This window comes from Mycobacterium neglectum, assembly GCF_002591975.1.
GTDB lineage: Bacteria > Actinomycetota > Actinomycetes > Mycobacteriales > Mycobacteriaceae > Mycobacterium > Mycobacterium neglectum.
In genome coordinates this window covers 1-15,234 of the sequence record NZ_NVQE01000074.1, presented here as the reverse complement: position 1 = coordinate 15,234, position 15,234 = coordinate 1, and the positions used below count along the sequence as shown (strand labels likewise).

Annotated in this window: 18 protein-coding genes; 12 read left to right on the top strand and 6 right to left on the bottom strand. The window is 65.8% G+C overall.

What is annotated here, in order from left to right; all coding sequences use genetic code 11:
• The first annotated feature begins 141 nt into the window (after window positions 1–141).
• Window positions 142–888 (top strand): peroxide stress protein YaaA, encoded by a 747-nt coding sequence (gene yaaA / locus CSQ99_RS29610; protein ID WP_099042545.1) that lies wholly within the window; start codon window positions 142–144, stop codon window positions 886–888.
• 31 nt (window positions 889–919) lie between these two features.
• On the opposite strand, the gene CSQ99_RS29605 is transcribed toward yaaA, so the two are convergent.
• Entirely contained in the window at window positions 920–1,429 is a 510-nt protein-coding gene (locus CSQ99_RS29605) for a hypothetical protein (protein ID WP_099042544.1), read from the bottom strand.
• 87 nt (window positions 1,430–1,516) lie between these two features.
• On the opposite strand from CSQ99_RS29605, the gene CSQ99_RS29600 reads away from it, so the two are divergent.
• The gene (locus CSQ99_RS29600) at window positions 1,517–2,377 is read left to right on the top strand and encodes an oxygenase MpaB family protein (RefSeq protein ID WP_099042543.1); all 861 of its coding nucleotides are present in this window, start codon (window positions 1,517–1,519) and stop codon (window positions 2,375–2,377) included.
• A 1-nt stretch (window position 2,378) separates the two neighbouring features.
• On the opposite strand, the gene CSQ99_RS29595 is transcribed toward CSQ99_RS29600, so the two are convergent.
• Window positions 2,379–4,010, bottom strand: a complete 1,632-nt coding sequence (locus CSQ99_RS29595; protein WP_099042542.1) for a fatty acid--CoA ligase — start codon at window positions 4,008–4,010, stop codon at window positions 2,379–2,381.
• A gap of 100 nt (window positions 4,011–4,110) precedes the next feature.
• Between CSQ99_RS29595 and CSQ99_RS29590 the strand changes: the two genes are divergently transcribed.
• Genes CSQ99_RS29590 through CSQ99_RS29580 form a run of 3 tightly spaced genes read left to right on the top strand, consistent with a single transcriptional unit; the run spans window position 4,111 to window position 6,307 of the window.
• Entirely contained in the window at window positions 4,111–4,476 is a 366-nt protein-coding gene (locus CSQ99_RS29590; RefSeq protein WP_176561290.1) for a hypothetical protein, read from the top strand.
• A gap of 30 nt (window positions 4,477–4,506) precedes the next feature.
• Complete coding sequence (locus CSQ99_RS29585; RefSeq protein WP_099042548.1) at window positions 4,507–5,355, top strand: hypothetical protein; 849 nt, start codon at window positions 4,507–4,509, stop codon at window positions 5,353–5,355.
• Window positions 5,356–5,392: 37 nt separating this feature from the next.
• Window positions 5,393–6,307 (top strand): alpha/beta fold hydrolase, encoded by a 915-nt coding sequence (locus CSQ99_RS29580; RefSeq protein ID WP_099042541.1) that lies wholly within the window; start codon window positions 5,393–5,395, stop codon window positions 6,305–6,307.
• Window positions 6,308–6,329: 22 nt separating this feature from the next.
• On the opposite strand, the gene CSQ99_RS29575 is transcribed toward CSQ99_RS29580, so the two are convergent.
• Both CSQ99_RS29575 and CSQ99_RS29570 read right to left on the bottom strand, forming a co-directional pair.
• Complete coding sequence (locus tag CSQ99_RS29575) at window positions 6,330–6,554, bottom strand: hypothetical protein (RefSeq protein WP_099042540.1); 225 nt, start codon at window positions 6,552–6,554, stop codon at window positions 6,330–6,332.
• 40 nt (window positions 6,555–6,594) lie between these two features.
• Window positions 6,595–7,854 (bottom strand): competence/damage-inducible protein A, encoded by a 1,260-nt coding sequence (locus CSQ99_RS29570; protein ID WP_099042539.1) that lies wholly within the window; start codon window positions 7,852–7,854, stop codon window positions 6,595–6,597.
• A 58-nt stretch (window positions 7,855–7,912) separates the two neighbouring features.
• On the opposite strand from CSQ99_RS29570, the gene CSQ99_RS29565 reads away from it, so the two are divergent.
• Window positions 7,913–8,299 carry a PaaI family thioesterase gene (locus CSQ99_RS29565; protein ID WP_099042547.1) on the top strand — a complete coding sequence of 129 codons (387 nt, stop codon included), beginning with the start codon at window positions 7,913–7,915 and terminating at the stop codon, window positions 8,297–8,299.
• A 14-nt stretch (window positions 8,300–8,313) separates the two neighbouring features.
• Here CSQ99_RS29565 and CSQ99_RS29560 read toward each other — a convergent pair whose 3' ends face one another.
• Window positions 8,314–9,657: a pyridoxal phosphate-dependent decarboxylase family protein gene (locus CSQ99_RS29560; RefSeq protein ID WP_099042538.1), complete on the bottom strand. Its 1,344-nt coding sequence runs from the start codon at window positions 9,655–9,657 to the stop codon at window positions 8,314–8,316.
• Window positions 9,658–9,696: 39 nt separating this feature from the next.
• Window positions 9,697–10,446, bottom strand: a complete 750-nt coding sequence (locus CSQ99_RS29555) for a glucose 1-dehydrogenase (RefSeq protein WP_099042537.1) — start codon at window positions 10,444–10,446, stop codon at window positions 9,697–9,699.
• Between the two features lie 78 nt (window positions 10,447–10,524).
• Here CSQ99_RS29555 and CSQ99_RS29550 point away from each other — a divergent pair, with 78 nt between their 5' ends.
• From CSQ99_RS29550 to CSQ99_RS29525, 6 genes are all read left to right on the top strand, one after another.
• Complete coding sequence (locus tag CSQ99_RS29550; RefSeq protein WP_099042546.1) at window positions 10,525–11,601, top strand: NAD(P)H-dependent amine dehydrogenase family protein; 1,077 nt, start codon at window positions 10,525–10,527, stop codon at window positions 11,599–11,601.
• An 11-nt stretch (window positions 11,602–11,612) separates the two neighbouring features.
• The gene (locus tag CSQ99_RS29545) at window positions 11,613–12,380 is read left to right on the top strand and encodes an HAD family hydrolase (protein ID WP_099042536.1); all 768 of its coding nucleotides are present in this window, start codon (window positions 11,613–11,615) and stop codon (window positions 12,378–12,380) included.
• Window positions 12,381–12,393: 13 nt separating this feature from the next.
• Window positions 12,394–12,750, top strand: a complete 357-nt coding sequence (locus CSQ99_RS29540; RefSeq protein ID WP_099042535.1) for a VOC family protein — start codon at window positions 12,394–12,396, stop codon at window positions 12,748–12,750.
• Between the two features lie 101 nt (window positions 12,751–12,851).
• Window positions 12,852–13,985 (top strand): nitronate monooxygenase, encoded by a 1,134-nt coding sequence (locus CSQ99_RS29535; protein ID WP_099042534.1) that lies wholly within the window; start codon window positions 12,852–12,854, stop codon window positions 13,983–13,985.
• 16 nt (window positions 13,986–14,001) lie between these two features.
• Entirely contained in the window at window positions 14,002–14,457 is a 456-nt protein-coding gene (locus CSQ99_RS29530) for a hypothetical protein (protein WP_099042533.1), read from the top strand.
• Between the two features lie 81 nt (window positions 14,458–14,538).
• Window positions 14,539–15,153 carry a TetR/AcrR family transcriptional regulator gene (locus tag CSQ99_RS29525; protein ID WP_099042532.1) on the top strand — a complete coding sequence of 205 codons (615 nt, stop codon included), beginning with the start codon at window positions 14,539–14,541 and terminating at the stop codon, window positions 15,151–15,153.
• Window positions 15,154–15,234: the final 81 nt, after the last annotated feature.

Below are 15,234 nucleotides of genomic sequence, written 5' to 3'. Positions count from 1 at the left end.
TTGTTGTTGTTTTGTTGATGCGGCGACCACCGGGAGCTGCACAAGCGGTATCGTCGGCAGCGTCGGATGGGTATAAGGGACAGGTCCCTGCACCAGGGATGCCACCGGCCTGATTCGCGAGGGCGCGATAACGTCTGCGGCGTGATCGTCCTGCTGCCGCCGTCGGAAACCAAGCACCCCGGCGGCGACGGACCGCCGATCCGCCTCGACGATCTGCCCCATCCCGAGCTTGCGACACTGCGCGCCGCCCTTGTCGACGAGTTGGTCGAACTGGCTGCCGACAAGTCGGCGTGCAGTCGCGCACTCGGGCTGTCGGCATCGCAACATGCCGAGATCGAGCGCAACGCGATGCTGCGCAGCGCGCCGACCCTGCCGGCGATCACTCGCTATACCGGTGTGCTGTACGACGCGCTTGACGTCACCTCGCTGACGGGTGCCGCCGCGGGTCGTGCCCGTGCCCGGCTTGCGGTTGGCTCTGCGCTCTTCGGGCTCCTGCATGCAGACGACTCCATTCCCGCCTACCGTCTCTCCGCGACGTCGAAACTGCCGGGACAACCCGCATTGGCGGCACGCTGGCGCCCGCTGTTGGAACCGGTGCTGGACCGGGTGTCGGCCGACGACCTCGTCGTCGATCTTCGATCAGGCTCGTACGCATCGCTCGGCAGGTTGCCCGACGCCGTTCGCGTCGAGGTCGTCTCCGAACGCGCAGACGGCAAGCGGACAGTCGTCAGTCACTTCAACAAGGCTCACAAGGGACGGCTTGCCCGCATTCTGGCCTCCACCCGATCCGAGCCCGGCGATGCGGGCGCGGTCGCCACGATCGCGCGACGCGCCGGCATGCGCGTTGAACGCAACGGCAATCAATTGACGGTCGTGGTTCCGGCTTGACGCCTGGTCGAACACGTTCTGCACCAACGTCTTAAAACGGGGCGATGAGGTCCGTCGTGTAGAACTCCGCCGGAACCTGGGAGAACCTGTCCGGGCGGCTGATGAACACGAAGGCGCCCTTGGCGCCCGGCTCGATGTTGTCCTGAAGGGTCACCGTCGCGGCACCGGCCCCATCGGTGTTCAACGAACCCTGTGCGACACCGGGATCCGCACCCCAACACGGCGTCGCAGACGGCCGGGGCACCTGAATCAGCCTGATGTCGTAGTGCATGTTCGGCACCGCCGTCGCGATCTGTACATCGGCTGTCACGGTGGATCCGTCCGATCGGAGGGTGCCCAACGGTCGTCCCATCCCCGAAGGACCGTTGTAGTCGGTTTCGCTGAAGTCGCACCGGCGCATGATCTGGGAGAACGGCAGCACGGTGCCGCCTGCGCCGCTGGCAACCCCCGCGGCGTCGGTGCCGTCGGCGAGCGCTGCCGCGGGGGGCGCCGCCAGAGCCATCGCCGTCGCCAGTGCCAGGATCCGCGTCGTTTGTCGCATAGTCGGAGAGTAAATCACCGATCAGCGGCGCATTGGGCAATTCCGCGGGTCGACCGATTGGTCGGTCAACACGCGTACGGTTGAGTCATGACGGTGTTGCCGGATCTGGACGCCGTGCGGAAGAACCTGGGCCGCAGCCTGTTCGGCTTGGTTGCGGGCCCGGACGGCCCAGCGAACCGCTCGCGAATCCACGACACGCCGGGACCGCGCTGGTTCGACGAGGCTCGCCCTGTTCGCCGGGTACATGCCGATGCGTCGATGTTCGTCGGCGGGCTGCGCGCGCTGCTCCTGCAGTCCTTGCATCCGCTGGCGATGGCAGGTGTCGCCGAACACTCCGACTACCGGGGCGATCCCTGGGGCCGGCTACAGCGCACGAGCACCTTTCTGGCCGTGACCACCTTCGGTCCCGCCGCAGACGCGCAGCGCGCGGTGGATCGAGTGCGCGGCATCCACCGGCGGGTGAGCGGTGTGGCCCCGGACGGCAGACCCTATTCCGCCGGCGACCCGCACCTCCTCGAGTGGGTGCACATCGCGGAGGTCGACAGCTTCCTGCTCGCTCATCAGCTCTACGGGGCCCAGCCATTCGACCAGAGCGGTCGCGACGGATATGTGGCCGACACCGCACGCGTCGCGTCCGCACTAGGCGTCGTCGACCCGCCAAGGACCGAGTGTGAACTGGCCGAGCGGATCGACGCCTTCCGGCCGGAGTTGTCGAGCACGCAGGCCGCCCGGGAGGCGGCGCGGTACCTGTTGTTGACTCCCCCGCTGCCGGTCGTCGCGCGCGCTCCGTACGGCCTGCTGGCGGCGACGTCGGTGGCGATGTTGCCTGCCTGGGCACGGATGCCGCTGCGGCTGCCTTACTTTCCGCCGGTCGAAGCGACGGTCATCCGGCTGTCTGGTCGTGTCGTCGTCGGCGGAATCCGGTGGGCGTTGACGGCGACCCGCTGATTCAGTCCCGACACTCGACGATGTCGTACACACCGTCGGCGTATAGCGAACGAATATGCTTCTTGTCGAACTTGCCAACACTCGTCTTCGGCACCTCGTCGATGAATGTCCATCGCTCTGGGAGCCAGAACCGGGCCACCTTGTCGCACAGGTGGTTTCGTAACTCTTGCGCGGTGGATGACGCGTCGGCCTTGATCACGACGGCGGCAAGTGGCCGCTCCTGCCAGCGCTCGTCGGGCACCGCGACGACAGCCGCCTCCAGCACCGCGGGATGTTCCATGATGCAGAGTTCGAGTTCGACCGATGAGATCCATTCACCGCCCGACTTGATCACGTCCTTTGCCCGGTCGGTGAGCGTGATGAACCCCTGCGGGTCGACGCGACCGACGTCGCCGGTTCGCAGCCAGCCGTCGTGAAACTTCTCCGAATCGGCATTCTGATAGTACGACCCCGTGATCCAGGACCCACGAACCTCTATCTCCCCCACCGCTTTACCGTCATTCGGAAGAACCCCACCCTCGTCGTCGACGATGCGAATCTCGACTCCGCTTGTCACCCGACCCGCCGCGGCCCGCAACGTCCAGGCGTCTTCGCCGGTGACCTCGGGCGGCGGCGTCGCCAGCGCGGCAAGCGGAGACGTCTCGGTCATGCCCCAGCCCTGACGAATGACCACGCCGAAGTGCTTCTCGTACTCCTTCATCATTCCCAAGGGCACGGCGGAGCCTCCGCACACGACGGTTCTCAACGACGAGATGTCGCGACTTGGATTGGCGTGCAGATATTGCAGCACATCGTTCCAAATAGTCGGGACCGCGGCAGCGACGGTCGGTCGATGTCGCTCGATCATGTCGACAAGGGGTTCGGCCTGCAGATAACGGTCGGGCATCAGAAGGTCGGCGCCCGCCATCACGGCCGCATAGGGCTGGCCCCACGCGTTGGCGTGGAACATCGGGACGATCGGTAGCACCCGATCACCGTCGGCGAGGCCAATCGAGTTGGCCGCGCAGACAGCCATCGAATGCAGATAGCTCGATCGATGGCTGTAGACAACGCCTTTCGGATTACCCGTGGTACCGCTGGTGTAACACATTGCGGCGGCGCTCTTCTCATCCAAACTGGGCCAGTCGTAATCGGTCGACTGACCGTCGAGCAGATCGTCGTAGCGGATGACGTCCTTACCCGAAGCCGTCAGCGGCTCCAAGTCACCGTTGCCGACGGCGACGACGGTGTGGACCGTCGTCAGGTCCGGCAGCACCGCGGCAAGCAGCGGGGCCACCGACATGTCCACCAGCACAACGGCATCCTCGGCCTGGTTCGCGATGAAGACGATTTGTTCACCGGCAAGCCGGATGTTCAGCGTGTGCAGCACCGCACCCATGCACGGAGCGGCGAAGTAGGTCTCCAGGTGCTCCTGGTTGTTCCACATGAACGTGGCGACACGCTGCCCGCTCGTGACACCGAGTCGCCGCAGGCCGTGTGCGAGTTGAGCCACGCGCGTGCCGAGTTCGCCGAAGCAGATTTCGCGATAGCCGTCAGCCGTCTTCGTTATCACCTTGCGGCCGGAGGACCAGGTGGTGCCGTGCCGCAGGATTCCCGTCACCGTCAGCGGGAAGTCTTGCATCGTGCTGTCCATGGACACCCCCAAGATGCGTGAGTGAGCTGACGTTCATAATCGCCCATGTCTGCAGCTATTCGGCAGGAAACGCACAACGCGGCCGATAGCATCACCGGGCATGACGCAGTACGGGTATCAGGTTATGCCGCCACCGAAGCCTTCGGTGTCGGGCGGTGATGTCGCCGTCTCGGTCACCGCGCTGATCCTGACGGTGCTGCTCGGTGCGGTCGCGGCATTCTTCGGACTCTTCTCCCTTGCGTTCCTCGACAGTTGCCCACCGGCGACCTGCAGCGTGGACGGAGCTGTCACGGCGGTGATGACGGGGCTTGGAATCGCCGCGGTCATCGGTGTGGTGGGACTCGTCGTTACGGTGGTTCAGTTGATCCGGCGAAAGCGGGGCTGGCCGTTCGCGGTTGCCACGCTTGTGTTGTGCACGATCGCGGTGTTCCTCGGAGGTGTCGGCTACGTGATGGCGGTCGGATGAGGAACCGCACGGCAGAAAATGGAGCGCGCAGTGCTGCGTGATATTCGCGAGCTGATCGATTCACCGGAGGAGTACGCCGCCGAACTTCGCAGGCGCTGGGGCGGTTTGTTGAGCTACCGGTACATCGGCCGCAGTTACGCCGTGATGGACGTCGTCGCTGATGACAACACCGTCACGCTGCGCCACGACATGCGCAACAGTTCCGGCGGAGTCCTGTTCGCCGTGTTCGGGATATCGGCCCCCGAAAGCGGCCACATGTCGGATCTGGAAGCGGTGCCGAACCCGGTCATCCACTCGTGCCAGATCGTCGACGCCGGCCACGACGTACGTCGCATCGAGATCATCTCCGAAGAGCTCAAGGTCGGCCGTCAAATGGGCTACAGCCGGGCGAAAATCGTCGACGCGGACCAGCCCGAGCGGGTGCTGGCGCTGATCGAGGGCCAGGGGGTGACCATCGGGATTCCGCCCGAAGGTCTCGAACGGATGGAGGCCAACCCGCTCGACGTCGTCGATTCCCCCGACTTACCCCCGCTGTGGCAGGTGTTCGGCGGCTATCGGCGACCCGACGGCAACTGGGGTCTGCCCGAACTCGCGGTGGAGGTCGCCTCACCCGACGCGGCGCTGCACATCGGGCCCCAATTCGTCATCCTGGAAACTGCGGCGGCGGATGCCGCGGCCTCGATGGCGGGCACCGACGGTGTGCAAGGCGTCTCGACGCACGTGATGTTCCTTGCGCGCGGCAAGGTCGGCCCGTTCCGCGTCGAGACCGAGCCGATGACCGGCGCCGACGGCACCGTGGCGGTGCGAGTGCTCATGCGCGACGAAGGAAACGGCGACCGGCTGATCACGACGGCGTCCTATCAATTCCGTTTGGTGTAGCTCCGAGTGCTGCTAGGCGGCATGCGACACTTTGGCCATGGTTGTCGCAATCGCCCGCCCCAAGCTCGAAGGCAACATCGCTGTCGGCGATGACCGCCAGATCGGATTCGCCGAATTCGGAGACCCGCAGGGCCGAGCGATCTTCTGGCTGCACGGAACGCCGGGCGCCCGGCGCCAGATCCCGATGGAAGCGCGCGTCTACGCCGAACAGCAGCACATCCGCTTGATCGGCGTGGACCGGCCCGGCATCGGCTCGTCCACGCAGCACAGCTATGACACCGTCGTCGCCTTCGCCGAGGACTTGCGCACCATCGCCGACACGCTGGGCATCGACAAGTTCGTCGTCGTCGGACTGTCCGGTGGCGGGCCGTACACCCTCGGCTGCGCGGCCGCGATGCCGGATCGCGTCGTGGCCGCCGGTGTCATCGGCGGCGTCGCCCCAACGATGGGTGCCGACGGCATCACCGGCGGTCTGATGGGTACCGTCGGTACGCGGGTCGCCCCCCTGCTGCAGTTCGCCGGAGCTCCGATTGGCCTCGTCGCCAGCGCCATCATCCGGCTGATCCGCCCGGTCGCCTCCCCCGCCGCCGACCTGTACGGCCGGGTCTCACCGGAAGCCGACCGCAAGCTGCTGGCCCGCCCCGAGATCAAGGCGATGTTCTTGGACGACCTGCTCAACGGCAGCCGCAAGCAGCTCTCGGCCCCATTCTCCGACGTCGTCGTCTTCGCTAGGGACTGGGGTTTCCGGCTGAGCGATATCAAGGTGCCCGTCCGCTGGTGGCACGGCGATGCCGACCACATCGTGCCGTATGCCCACGGACAGCACGTGGTGTCACGGTTGGCCGATGCGGAGCTCTATCCGATGCCTGGTGAAAGCCACCTGGCCGGCCTGGGCCGGGCCGAGGAAATCCTGCACACGATGCTCAAGGTGTGGGACGAGTACAGCTCCTAACCTGCCGACCGCTCCTCGCCGATCAGCGCTTCAGCCAGCCCGTCACAGTGGCCGCGTCCCTGGTGTAGGCCACCATGTTGTCGTCGTGATACAGCGATCCTCCGCTGATGGCGTCGCTGCCCTGCCAGATCACGTGGATGCGGACCGGGGTGCGTGAGTAGTAGTCCACCCGTTCTTCGCCCCTACGGTGCCATCCGGCCGCTACAGCGAGCTCGGACATCACCTCTCGCTCGGTGGCTGCACTCATTGGGAAAATCCTCCTGTGTCGCCCGCGTACGTTATCGGAGTCACTCAAGGGCGCGGCGCAGCAGGTGCATTGCCACGGTCGTCGACCTCTCGCGGACGTCGGACCGGTTACCGGGTAAGCGCATGGTGCGGACGTCGGTCGTGCCGTCGGCAAGCTTCACGCAGAAGCAGACAGTTCCGACCGGCTTCTCGGCGGTGCCGCCGCCCGGTCCGGCGATTCCGGTGATCGCCACGGCGGTGTCGGCGGAGAACCGGCGCAACGCACCGTCGGCCATCGCCTCGGCCACAGGTTCAGACACCGCTCCGTTCGCATCGATGAGTGCCGGTTCGACGCCGAGGAGCTCGGCCTTGGCCCCGTTCGAGTAGGACACCACTCCTCCTGCGACGTACGCCGACGAACCGGGCAGGTCGGTCAGCCGCGCAGCCACCAGGCCTCCGGTGCAGGATTCCGCGGTGGCGATCTGACGGCCGGCCAGCAGTGCCGCAATCTGCTCGTCGACGGTGACACCGTCTTCGGAGAAGATCTCGCCGCCGTGGCGCTCGCGGAGCATCGTCATCAGATCTGTGTAGACAGGTGCGGCGTCGGGCTCGTATCGAGTCACCATTTCGATCTCACCGCGCCGCAGGCAGGTGGTGATCTCGAGCAGCTCAAAGCCGTCGACGCGCTCCTCAGCGTCGCGCAGCGTGTCGGCGAGCCCCGACTCGGGCAGCCCGAACATGCGGATCATCTCCTGGCGGTACGTCGTGGCGCCCGCGATCGCCTCCTGCACCGCGGGCGTCCGCAGCGCCGACGGCCACATCGGCTGTAGCTCGCGTGGCGGGCCGGGCAGCACGACGACCGTCGGTTTCCCTGCGACGACGACTCCCGGTGCCGTCCCGACCGGATCGATGACATGGGCGCCGGCCGGGATGAGGGCCTGCTTGCGGTTTGCGGCGCGCACCGCTTCCAGATCGACATCGGGATAGCGCGCCATCAACCGCTGGACAATGTCAGCGATCTTGACCTCAAGATCGTTGTCCAACAACAACTCTCGACCACAGAATCGAGCCACCGTCGCCACCGTCATATCGTCGGCGGTCGGTCCGAGGCCCCCGCTGGTGACAATGAGATCCACACCCTCGGCGGCGAGGAAACGCAGCTGCGCCTCGATGTCGTCGGGCCGGTCTCCGCAGATGGTGATGTGTGCCAGTTCGACACCCAACTCGAGCAGTCGGTCGGCGATCCACGGACCGTTACGATCGGTCACCCTTCCGGTGAGGACTTCGGTTCCGGTCACCACGATGCCCGCGCGCGCACTCACGTCCTACGACACTACGCACACCGGACGTGGCCCATGACGGTCGGTAATGTCGTTCTCCATGACTGCGCCGAGATCCCTGCGTGAACTCTTCGATCAGCTCGGCCTCGTCGAAGTCCCGTCGACAGATGACAGCGTGACCATGGAGATGCCGGTCGACGAACGGACCGTCAACACCGCGGGCGGGCTGCAGGGCGGCCTGGTCGCCACCATGGCCGATGTGACCGCCGGGCAACTGGCCGCCCGCGCCACCCCGTTCGGGCACGCGATCGCCACCACCGATCTGTTCATCCGCTATCTGCGGCCGATCAAGGTCGGCCCGGCGCGCGCGGTCGCGCGCATCCTGCGGACCGGCAAGCGTTCGGTCGTCGTCCAGGTCGACATCTACCGGGCCAACGACGACCAGATCGGTGCGACGGCGACGGTCAACTTCGCCGCCGTCGACTGAACTCCGAAACCGCTTCAGGCGGTGCGGTCCAGCACCTCGCGCACGAGATCGAGACTGGTATCGGGATGTAGGAACGCGAACCGCCCTACAGTCTCGCCTTCCCATTTGGTCGGCGGGATGAATGCCACCTGGTCATCGTGCAATCGCTGCGCCCAGGCGTCGTAGTCTTCGGATTTCCAGCCGAGCCTGCGGAACAGCACCACGCCGAGATCGGGCTCGCGGATGAGTTCCAGCTGTGGGGCCGCGTCGATCAACTCGGCGGTCTGCCTGGCCAGCGTGGCGGCAACCTCGATCGCCTGCCGGTAGGCCCCGAGCCCGTACACCGCGAGCGAGAACCACAGCGGCAGTCCCCGTGCCCGCCGGGTGAGGTGATAGGCGTAGTCGGATGGGTTCCACTCGCCGCTCGAGGTGTGGATGACATCGAGATACGACGCGTCCTGAGTGTGGGTTGCCCGCGCCAGTTCCGGGTCGCGGTACAACAGCGCGCAACAGTCGAACGGTGTGAACAGCCACTTGTGTGGGTCCAGGATGAATGAGTCAGCCTGTTCCAGCCCGTTGTACTTCGGCCGCAGAGAGCGGGCGAAGATGCCGGACCCGCCGTATGCACCGTCGACGTGGAACCACCAGTCACGTTCTCGCGCAAGCGCACCCACGCCGGCCAGATCGTCAATGATGCCGGCGTTGGTGGTCCCCGAGGTGCATACCACCGCGGCGACGTCCGGCGTGTCAACGGGCACCGCCGCACGAACGGTGTCGGCCGTGAGCCGGTGATCCGGTGTGTCGACAACCAGCGCGTCCATCTCCAGCAGCCGCAGGGTGTTCACGATCGACGAGTGCGCGTCGGACCCGACGACCACCCTCAGCCGGCCCGTCGCGCCCTTCTTCTTGGCCGTCTCGCGGGCGACGGCGAGGGCCGACAAGTTGCCCGCCGAGCCGCCGGACACGAAACATCCACCCGATGTCGTCGGCATGCCGGCCTCATTGGCGATCACCCGCAGCACCGAGTTCTCGGCCGCGATCGCGCCGGAGGCCTCGAGCCACGAAATACCTTGGATCGATGCGCAGGACACCAACATGTCGAACGCCAGGCTGGCCTTCGTCGGCGCGGCCGGTATGAAGCCGAGGAACCGCGGGCTGTCAGCGGAGATCACGCTCGGCGCGATCACCGACGTATAGACGCCGAGCACTTCGTCCGGCGGTCGTGGAGTCTCGCCGATCACGCCGTCAAGTCGCTCGTAGAGCTCGTCGACTTCGAGGGTGCCCTTGTCCAGGGGCACCGGGCTCATGCGCAACCGGTTCTCCGCGTATGCCAGGACGCTGCGCAGCATGTTCTCGGTGTTCTGGTCGACTTCGTGCATGGCTGAAGTCTCGCACCGGCCCGATCCGGTGGTGCCGGATTAACCGAGCCCAATGTCCTTGTGCGGAACGTCGTTCACCAGGCCGCCGTCCATCACGAATTCGGCACCAGTCGCGAACGACGACTCATCGCTGACCAGGAACACCACGAACGTCGACACCTCTTCGGACTTGCCCGGACGGCGCAGCGGCGCAGTAACCATGTCGTCGGGGAAATGCTTGGTCATCGGGGTACGGATGAAGCCCGGGTGGATCGAGTTGACCCGGATGTTCTTGGGGCCCAGTTCGATCGCGGCCGACTTGGCCAGCCCGCGGACCGCCCATTTCGATGCGACGTAGGGGTGCACCATCGGCGCGCCACGCAGTCCCTCGATGGACGAGACGTTGATGATCGAGCCCTCGCCCACCTTCTTCATCTCTTCGACGACGGCCTGCATGCCGAGGAAGGTGCCCGTCAGGTTGACGTCGATGACCTTCTGCCACTTTGCCATGTCGAACTTGCCGATCTGGCCAAGCGCGACGATCGCGGCGTTGTTGACGAGCGCGGTCACCTTGCCGAAGGCCTCGACGGCGACGTTGACTGCGGCCTCCCACTGCTCGGCTTCGGTGACGTCGAGGTGGACGTAGCGCGCCGAGTCGCCGAGCTCATCGGCCAGCGCCTTGCCCTCGTCGTCGAGGATGTCGCCGATGACCACTTTTCCGCCCTCGGCGACCAGCGCCCTGGCGTGAGCGGCCCCCATGCCCCGAGCTCCGCCACTGATCAGTGCCACTTTTCCGTCCACGCGTCCCATGGGGCGTCAGGTTACCGCACGACCGGCGCGAACTAGAACCTGTTCCAATTTGGAGTGGCCTCACGCATACTGCTGGCCATGGCAATTCGGGTCGCGCTCATGGGAACTGGCAACTGCGGCGCGCTGGCGCTCAGACAACTGATCAACGATGCGCGCTTCGACCTCACCGGCGTGTGGGTGTCGACGGAGGCCAAGGTCGGCCGCGACGCCGGTGAACTGGCCGGCCTGGACGTCGCCACGGGCGTCGCTGCAACGGGCGACCTCGACGCGATCATCGCCGCCAAGCCCGACTGCGCCGTCTACACCGCGATGGGCGACACGCGCCCACGCGAGGCGTTGGCCGACGTGCGCACGCTCCTTTCGGCAGGCATCAACGTCGTCGGCTCGAGCGTCGGCGCACTCCAGTACCCGTGGGGACTGATCCCCGACAAGGCCATCCACAAGGTCGAAGATGCTGCGCGCGAAGGTGATTCGACCGTCTTCTTCACCGGAGTCGATCCGGGCTTCTGCACCGACCTGCTGCCGTTCGCGCTGGCCGGAACCTGCCAGACCATCGAGCAGATCCGCACCATGGAGATCGCCGACTACGCCACCTATGACGGCGAGACGGTGATGTTCGACGTGATGGGGTTCGGCAACGAGATCGGAGATCTGCCGATCCTGTATCAACCGGGCGTGCTGTCCATCGCCTGGGGTACCGCGATCCGGCAGTTGGCTGCGGGGCTCGGCATCGAGGTCGACGAGATCCGCGATTCCGTCGAGCAGGAGCCCGCCCCCGAGGACTTGAACGTCGCGGTCGGCACCATCAAGAAGGGCACGGTCGCGGCGGTCCGCTTCCTGATCGAAGGCATGGTCGGCGGCAAACCGGTCATCGTCGTCGAGCACGTCACCCGACTGCGCGCCGACCTCCGCCCGGACTGGGCGCAGCCCGCGCATCCTGGCGGCTCCTACCGCGTCGAGATCACCGGTGAACCGTCCTACTTCTGCGACATCGTCCCGATGAGCCGCAATGGCGGAGCCCCCTATGCGGCCATCCTTGCGGCCGCGGGCCGGATCGTGAACGCGATCCCCGACGTCGTGGCCGCGGAGCACGGCATCCGCACCACCCTCGATATGCCTCTTGTGACCGGGAAGGGCCTCTACACAGCAACGTAGGCTGGAGCGCGATGACCGCGCAGCCCGTGGCAGAGGACCCCACAGCGGAGATCGCCGCGAGTGCACCGGGACCCAAGGTCGGTGCATTCTTTGATCTCGACGGCACCGTCGTGGACGGATTCACCGCCGCTGCGCATGCCAGCGACCGCATCCGGCGCAGGCAAGCGGGGATCGGCGAGATGCTGGGGGTCGTTGAGGCATCGATGCGATACCGACTGGGCCGGATGCGTTTCGAACATCTGCTCAACAGAGCGGCGGGCTATCTACAGGGCGACTCCCTGGCCGACCTCGACGATGTCGGGGAGAGAATATTCGTCGAAAGTGTCTCCTCTCGGGTCTTTCCAGCGATGCGCGAAATCGTCTTGGCGCATCAGGACCGCGGTCACACGGTGGCCCTCAGTTCCTCGGCACTGACCATCCATGCCGAGCCGGTGGCCCGCTTCCTCGAGATCGATCATGTGCTGTGCAATCACTTCGAGGTCGACGGCGCTGGAAACCTGACCGGGCGGATCGCGAAACCCGTTGTCTGGGGCCGCAACAAGGCCAGCGCCGTGGTGCGGTTCTGCGACGCCAACGCGATTGACCTGCAAAACAGTTACTTCTATGCCGACGGCGACGAAGACGCGGCGTTGATGGTGATGGTCGGCAACCCCCGGCCGGTGAACCCCCGGCCGAAACTCGCTGCGTTGGCCGCCGAGCACGGCTGGCCGATACTTCGCGTCACGGGCACGGGCCGGAGCAGACGCTCGTCGTTGCGCAGATTCGTCGGCTTCGACTGACAGGAGGAGAACGGTGCCGGACAGGTTCAATGACATCGCCGCGGTCATCGCGACGAAGGACTATGCCGCCGCCCGGTCCTGGTACGTCCGTGTCATCGGCCGCGAACCCGACCTCGAACCCATCGAGGGTGTCGGCGAGTGGCAGATTGCCGCGACGGCCTGGCTTCAGCTTGCCGAGGATCACGACCGTGCCGGTAAGACCGCCGTGCGCTTCGGGGTCGACGACCTGGCCGCTCAGATCGCGGCATTGCATGCCGAGGACATCGAAACGGGCGAACTCATGGTGATCGCCGACATGGTCAAGGTCGTCGACGTCGCCGATCCCGACGGCAACGAGGTCTCCTTCGTGCAGGACCTGAGGGCCGAATAGTTCCCAACGGACCGTAGTACCCCCCGACTGGTCACAACGGAGCGGCAACGTACTAAACTAGAACACGTTCCAATTCGCGATCGGCGCCCCAAGGAGCAGTCATGCACACCCCCATCTGCGACGAACTCAACATCGAGTTTCCGATCTTCGCGTTCACCCACTGCCGCGACGTGGTCGTTGCCGTCAGCAAGGCCGGCGGGTTCGGTGTGCTTGGCGCGGTCGGCTTCACCCCCGAGCAGCTCGAGATCGAGTGCGCGTGGATCGACGAGAACATCGGCGACCACCCCTACGGCGTGGACATTGTGATCCCCAACAAATACGAGGGCATGGATTCGGTCGACCTGGACCCCGAGGTGCTCAAGAAGCAGCTCAACGCACTCGTGCCCGAGGAGCACATCGAGTTCGCCAAGAAGATCCTCGCCGAGCACGGCGTGCCTGTCGACCACAGCGACGACGATGCACTGCAGCTGCTCGGATGGACCGAAGCGACCGCGACTCCGCAGGTCGAGGTCGCGCTCCAGCATCCGAAGTGCACGCTGATCGCCAACGCGCTCGGCACTCCGCCGGTCGAGATGATCAAGCACATCCACGAATCCGGCCGAAAGGTCGCCGCGCTGTGCGGGTCACCGTCACAGGCGCGCAAGCATGCGGACGCCGGAGTCGACATCATCATCGCCCAGGGTGGCGAGGCCGGTGGGCACTGTGGCGAGATCGGCTCGATCGTGCTGTGGCCACAGGTCGTCAAGGAAGTCGCGCCGGTTCCCGTTCTGGCCGCCGGCGGGATCGGCAGCGGCCAGCAGATCGCGGCAGCGCTGGCGCTCGGCGCGCAGGGCGCATGGACCGGTTCGCAATGGGTCATCGTCGAGGAGTCGGAGCACACCCCGGTGCAGCACGCCGCCTACGTCAAGGCGTCCAGTCGCGACACCGTCCGCAGCCGGTCCTTCACCGGTAAGCCCGCGCGGATGCTGAAGAACGACTGGACTGAAGCCTGGGAGAACCCGGACAACCCGAAGCCGCTCGGCATGCCGCTGCAGTACATGGTGTCCGGAATGGCGGTCGCGGCGACGCACAAGTACCCCAACGAGAGTGTCGACGTCGCGTTCAACCCGATCGGACAGGTCGTCGGCCAGTTCACCAAGGTGGAGAAGTCCTCGGCCGTGATCCAGCGGTGGGTGCAGGAGTATCTCGAGGCGACCAGCACACTCAACGACCTCAACGAGGCGGCCTCCGTCTAGTTCGCGGTTCGACCGCGTGAGTCTGATCGCAGCGGCCTGCGCGGGCTTTCTGGTCGCTGTCCTATGGATGGACCTGATCTTCGACAGTCAGGTCCTCCATCACCGTGGGGCCGAAGAACTTCCCGAGTCCGTGCTCGCATCGGTATCCGCGTACTACCGCAGGGCCACGACGACATCGCGGCCGATGAGTCTCCTCATCGCGCTGGTGATGGCGATCTTGCTGGGCGCGTTGGTCGCCCGGTACGTCACCGACGATCACCCCGGGTGGCCGATCAGTGTCAGCATCGTTCTCGCGGGCGCACCGATTGCGTTGGCAGCGGTGCGTACGGTCCCCAACGCCAAGCGTCTCGGCGCACGCACCGACGATGCCGATGAACAGTCCCGACTCGCGCGTGCGGTGGGCGTGGACCATGTGGCGTGCTTTGTGTGTCTGCTGAGCTTCCTCGTTGTCTGGCTGACGTTCGCCGCCTGACTGGGTTGCGCCGAACGTTGCGTTCGCCGGCCGATTATGTAAGGTGACATACATAGTCGGTCGGACGGAAGGGTCCCAGACATGCCAAGCCCCCGCGAGCGGATGGTCATCTCGGCCGCCCTTCTCATCCGCGAGCGCGGCGCTCACCCGACCGCCATCGCCGATGTGCTGGAGCACAGCGGAGCACCCCGCGGGTCGGCGTACCACTACTTCCCCGGGGGCCGCACACAACTGCTGTGCGAGGCGATCGACTACGCCGGCGCGTACATCGCAGCCAAGATCGCCAACGCGCAATCCGGTGTGGACGCCTTGGACAAGCTCTTTGCCGACTATCGAAAGCAGCTGCTGAAAACCGACTTCCGGGCTGGGTGCCCCGTCGTCGCGGTGAGCGTGGAGGCGGGCGACCCCGAGAAGCCCGACGCCGCCACTCCGGTGATCGAGCGTGCCGCCGTGGCTTTTTCGAGGTGGACTGACCTCATAGCCGCTCGCCTGATCTCCGACGGTGTCTCCACAGAGCGGGCCGCAGAACTCGCCATGCTGACGACCACTTCGTTCGAAGGCGCGATCGTGGTGTCACGCGCGTCTCGAAACATCAAGGCACTCGACCTTGTTCACGACCAGCTACGCACCCTCGTGCTGGCCGAAACCTCCGAAAGGACTCTCAATGAAGAAGTCAAGCCGCCGTCGTCGTGGTGACGGGGGGTGAATCAGGTTGCCAGGTGCGGTTGTCACGGATCAGTGCGTAAAGGACGTTGGTACGGCGTCGCGCCAGGCAGA

What these genes read in the sequence shown, in the direction of transcription:
- CSQ99_RS29535 (WP_099042534.1), top strand. Translation starts at nt 12,852, where the DNA reads ATGCACACCCCCATCTGCGACGAACTCAACATCGAGTTTCCGATCTTC.
- CSQ99_RS29590 (WP_176561290.1), top strand. Translation starts at nt 4,111, where the DNA reads ATGACGCAGTACGGGTATCAGGTTATGCCGCCACCGAAGCCTTCGGTG.
- CSQ99_RS29525 (WP_099042532.1), top strand. Translation starts at nt 14,539, where the DNA reads ATGCCAAGCCCCCGCGAGCGGATGGTCATCTCGGCCGCCCTTCTCATC.
- CSQ99_RS29595 (WP_099042542.1), bottom strand. Translation starts at nt 4,010, where the DNA reads ATGGACAGCACGATGCAAGACTTCCCGCTGACGGTGACGGGAATCCTG.
- CSQ99_RS29555 (WP_099042537.1), bottom strand. Translation starts at nt 10,446, where the DNA reads ATGGGACGCGTGGACGGAAAAGTGGCACTGATCAGTGGCGGAGCTCGG.
- CSQ99_RS29600 (WP_099042543.1), top strand. Translation starts at nt 1,517, where the DNA reads ATGACGGTGTTGCCGGATCTGGACGCCGTGCGGAAGAACCTGGGCCGC.
- CSQ99_RS29550 (WP_099042546.1), top strand. Translation starts at nt 10,525, where the DNA reads ATGGCAATTCGGGTCGCGCTCATGGGAACTGGCAACTGCGGCGCGCTG.
- CSQ99_RS29565 (WP_099042547.1), top strand. Translation starts at nt 7,913, where the DNA reads ATGACTGCGCCGAGATCCCTGCGTGAACTCTTCGATCAGCTCGGCCTC.
- CSQ99_RS29580 (WP_099042541.1), top strand. Translation starts at nt 5,393, where the DNA reads ATGGTTGTCGCAATCGCCCGCCCCAAGCTCGAAGGCAACATCGCTGTC.
- CSQ99_RS29575 (WP_099042540.1), bottom strand. Translation starts at nt 6,554, where the DNA reads ATGAGTGCAGCCACCGAGCGAGAGGTGATGTCCGAGCTCGCTGTAGCG.
- CSQ99_RS29560 (WP_099042538.1), bottom strand. Translation starts at nt 9,657, where the DNA reads ATGCACGAAGTCGACCAGAACACCGAGAACATGCTGCGCAGCGTCCTG.
- CSQ99_RS29545 (WP_099042536.1), top strand. Translation starts at nt 11,613, where the DNA reads ATGACCGCGCAGCCCGTGGCAGAGGACCCCACAGCGGAGATCGCCGCG.
- CSQ99_RS29605 (WP_099042544.1), bottom strand. Translation starts at nt 1,429, where the DNA reads ATGCGACAAACGACGCGGATCCTGGCACTGGCGACGGCGATGGCTCTG.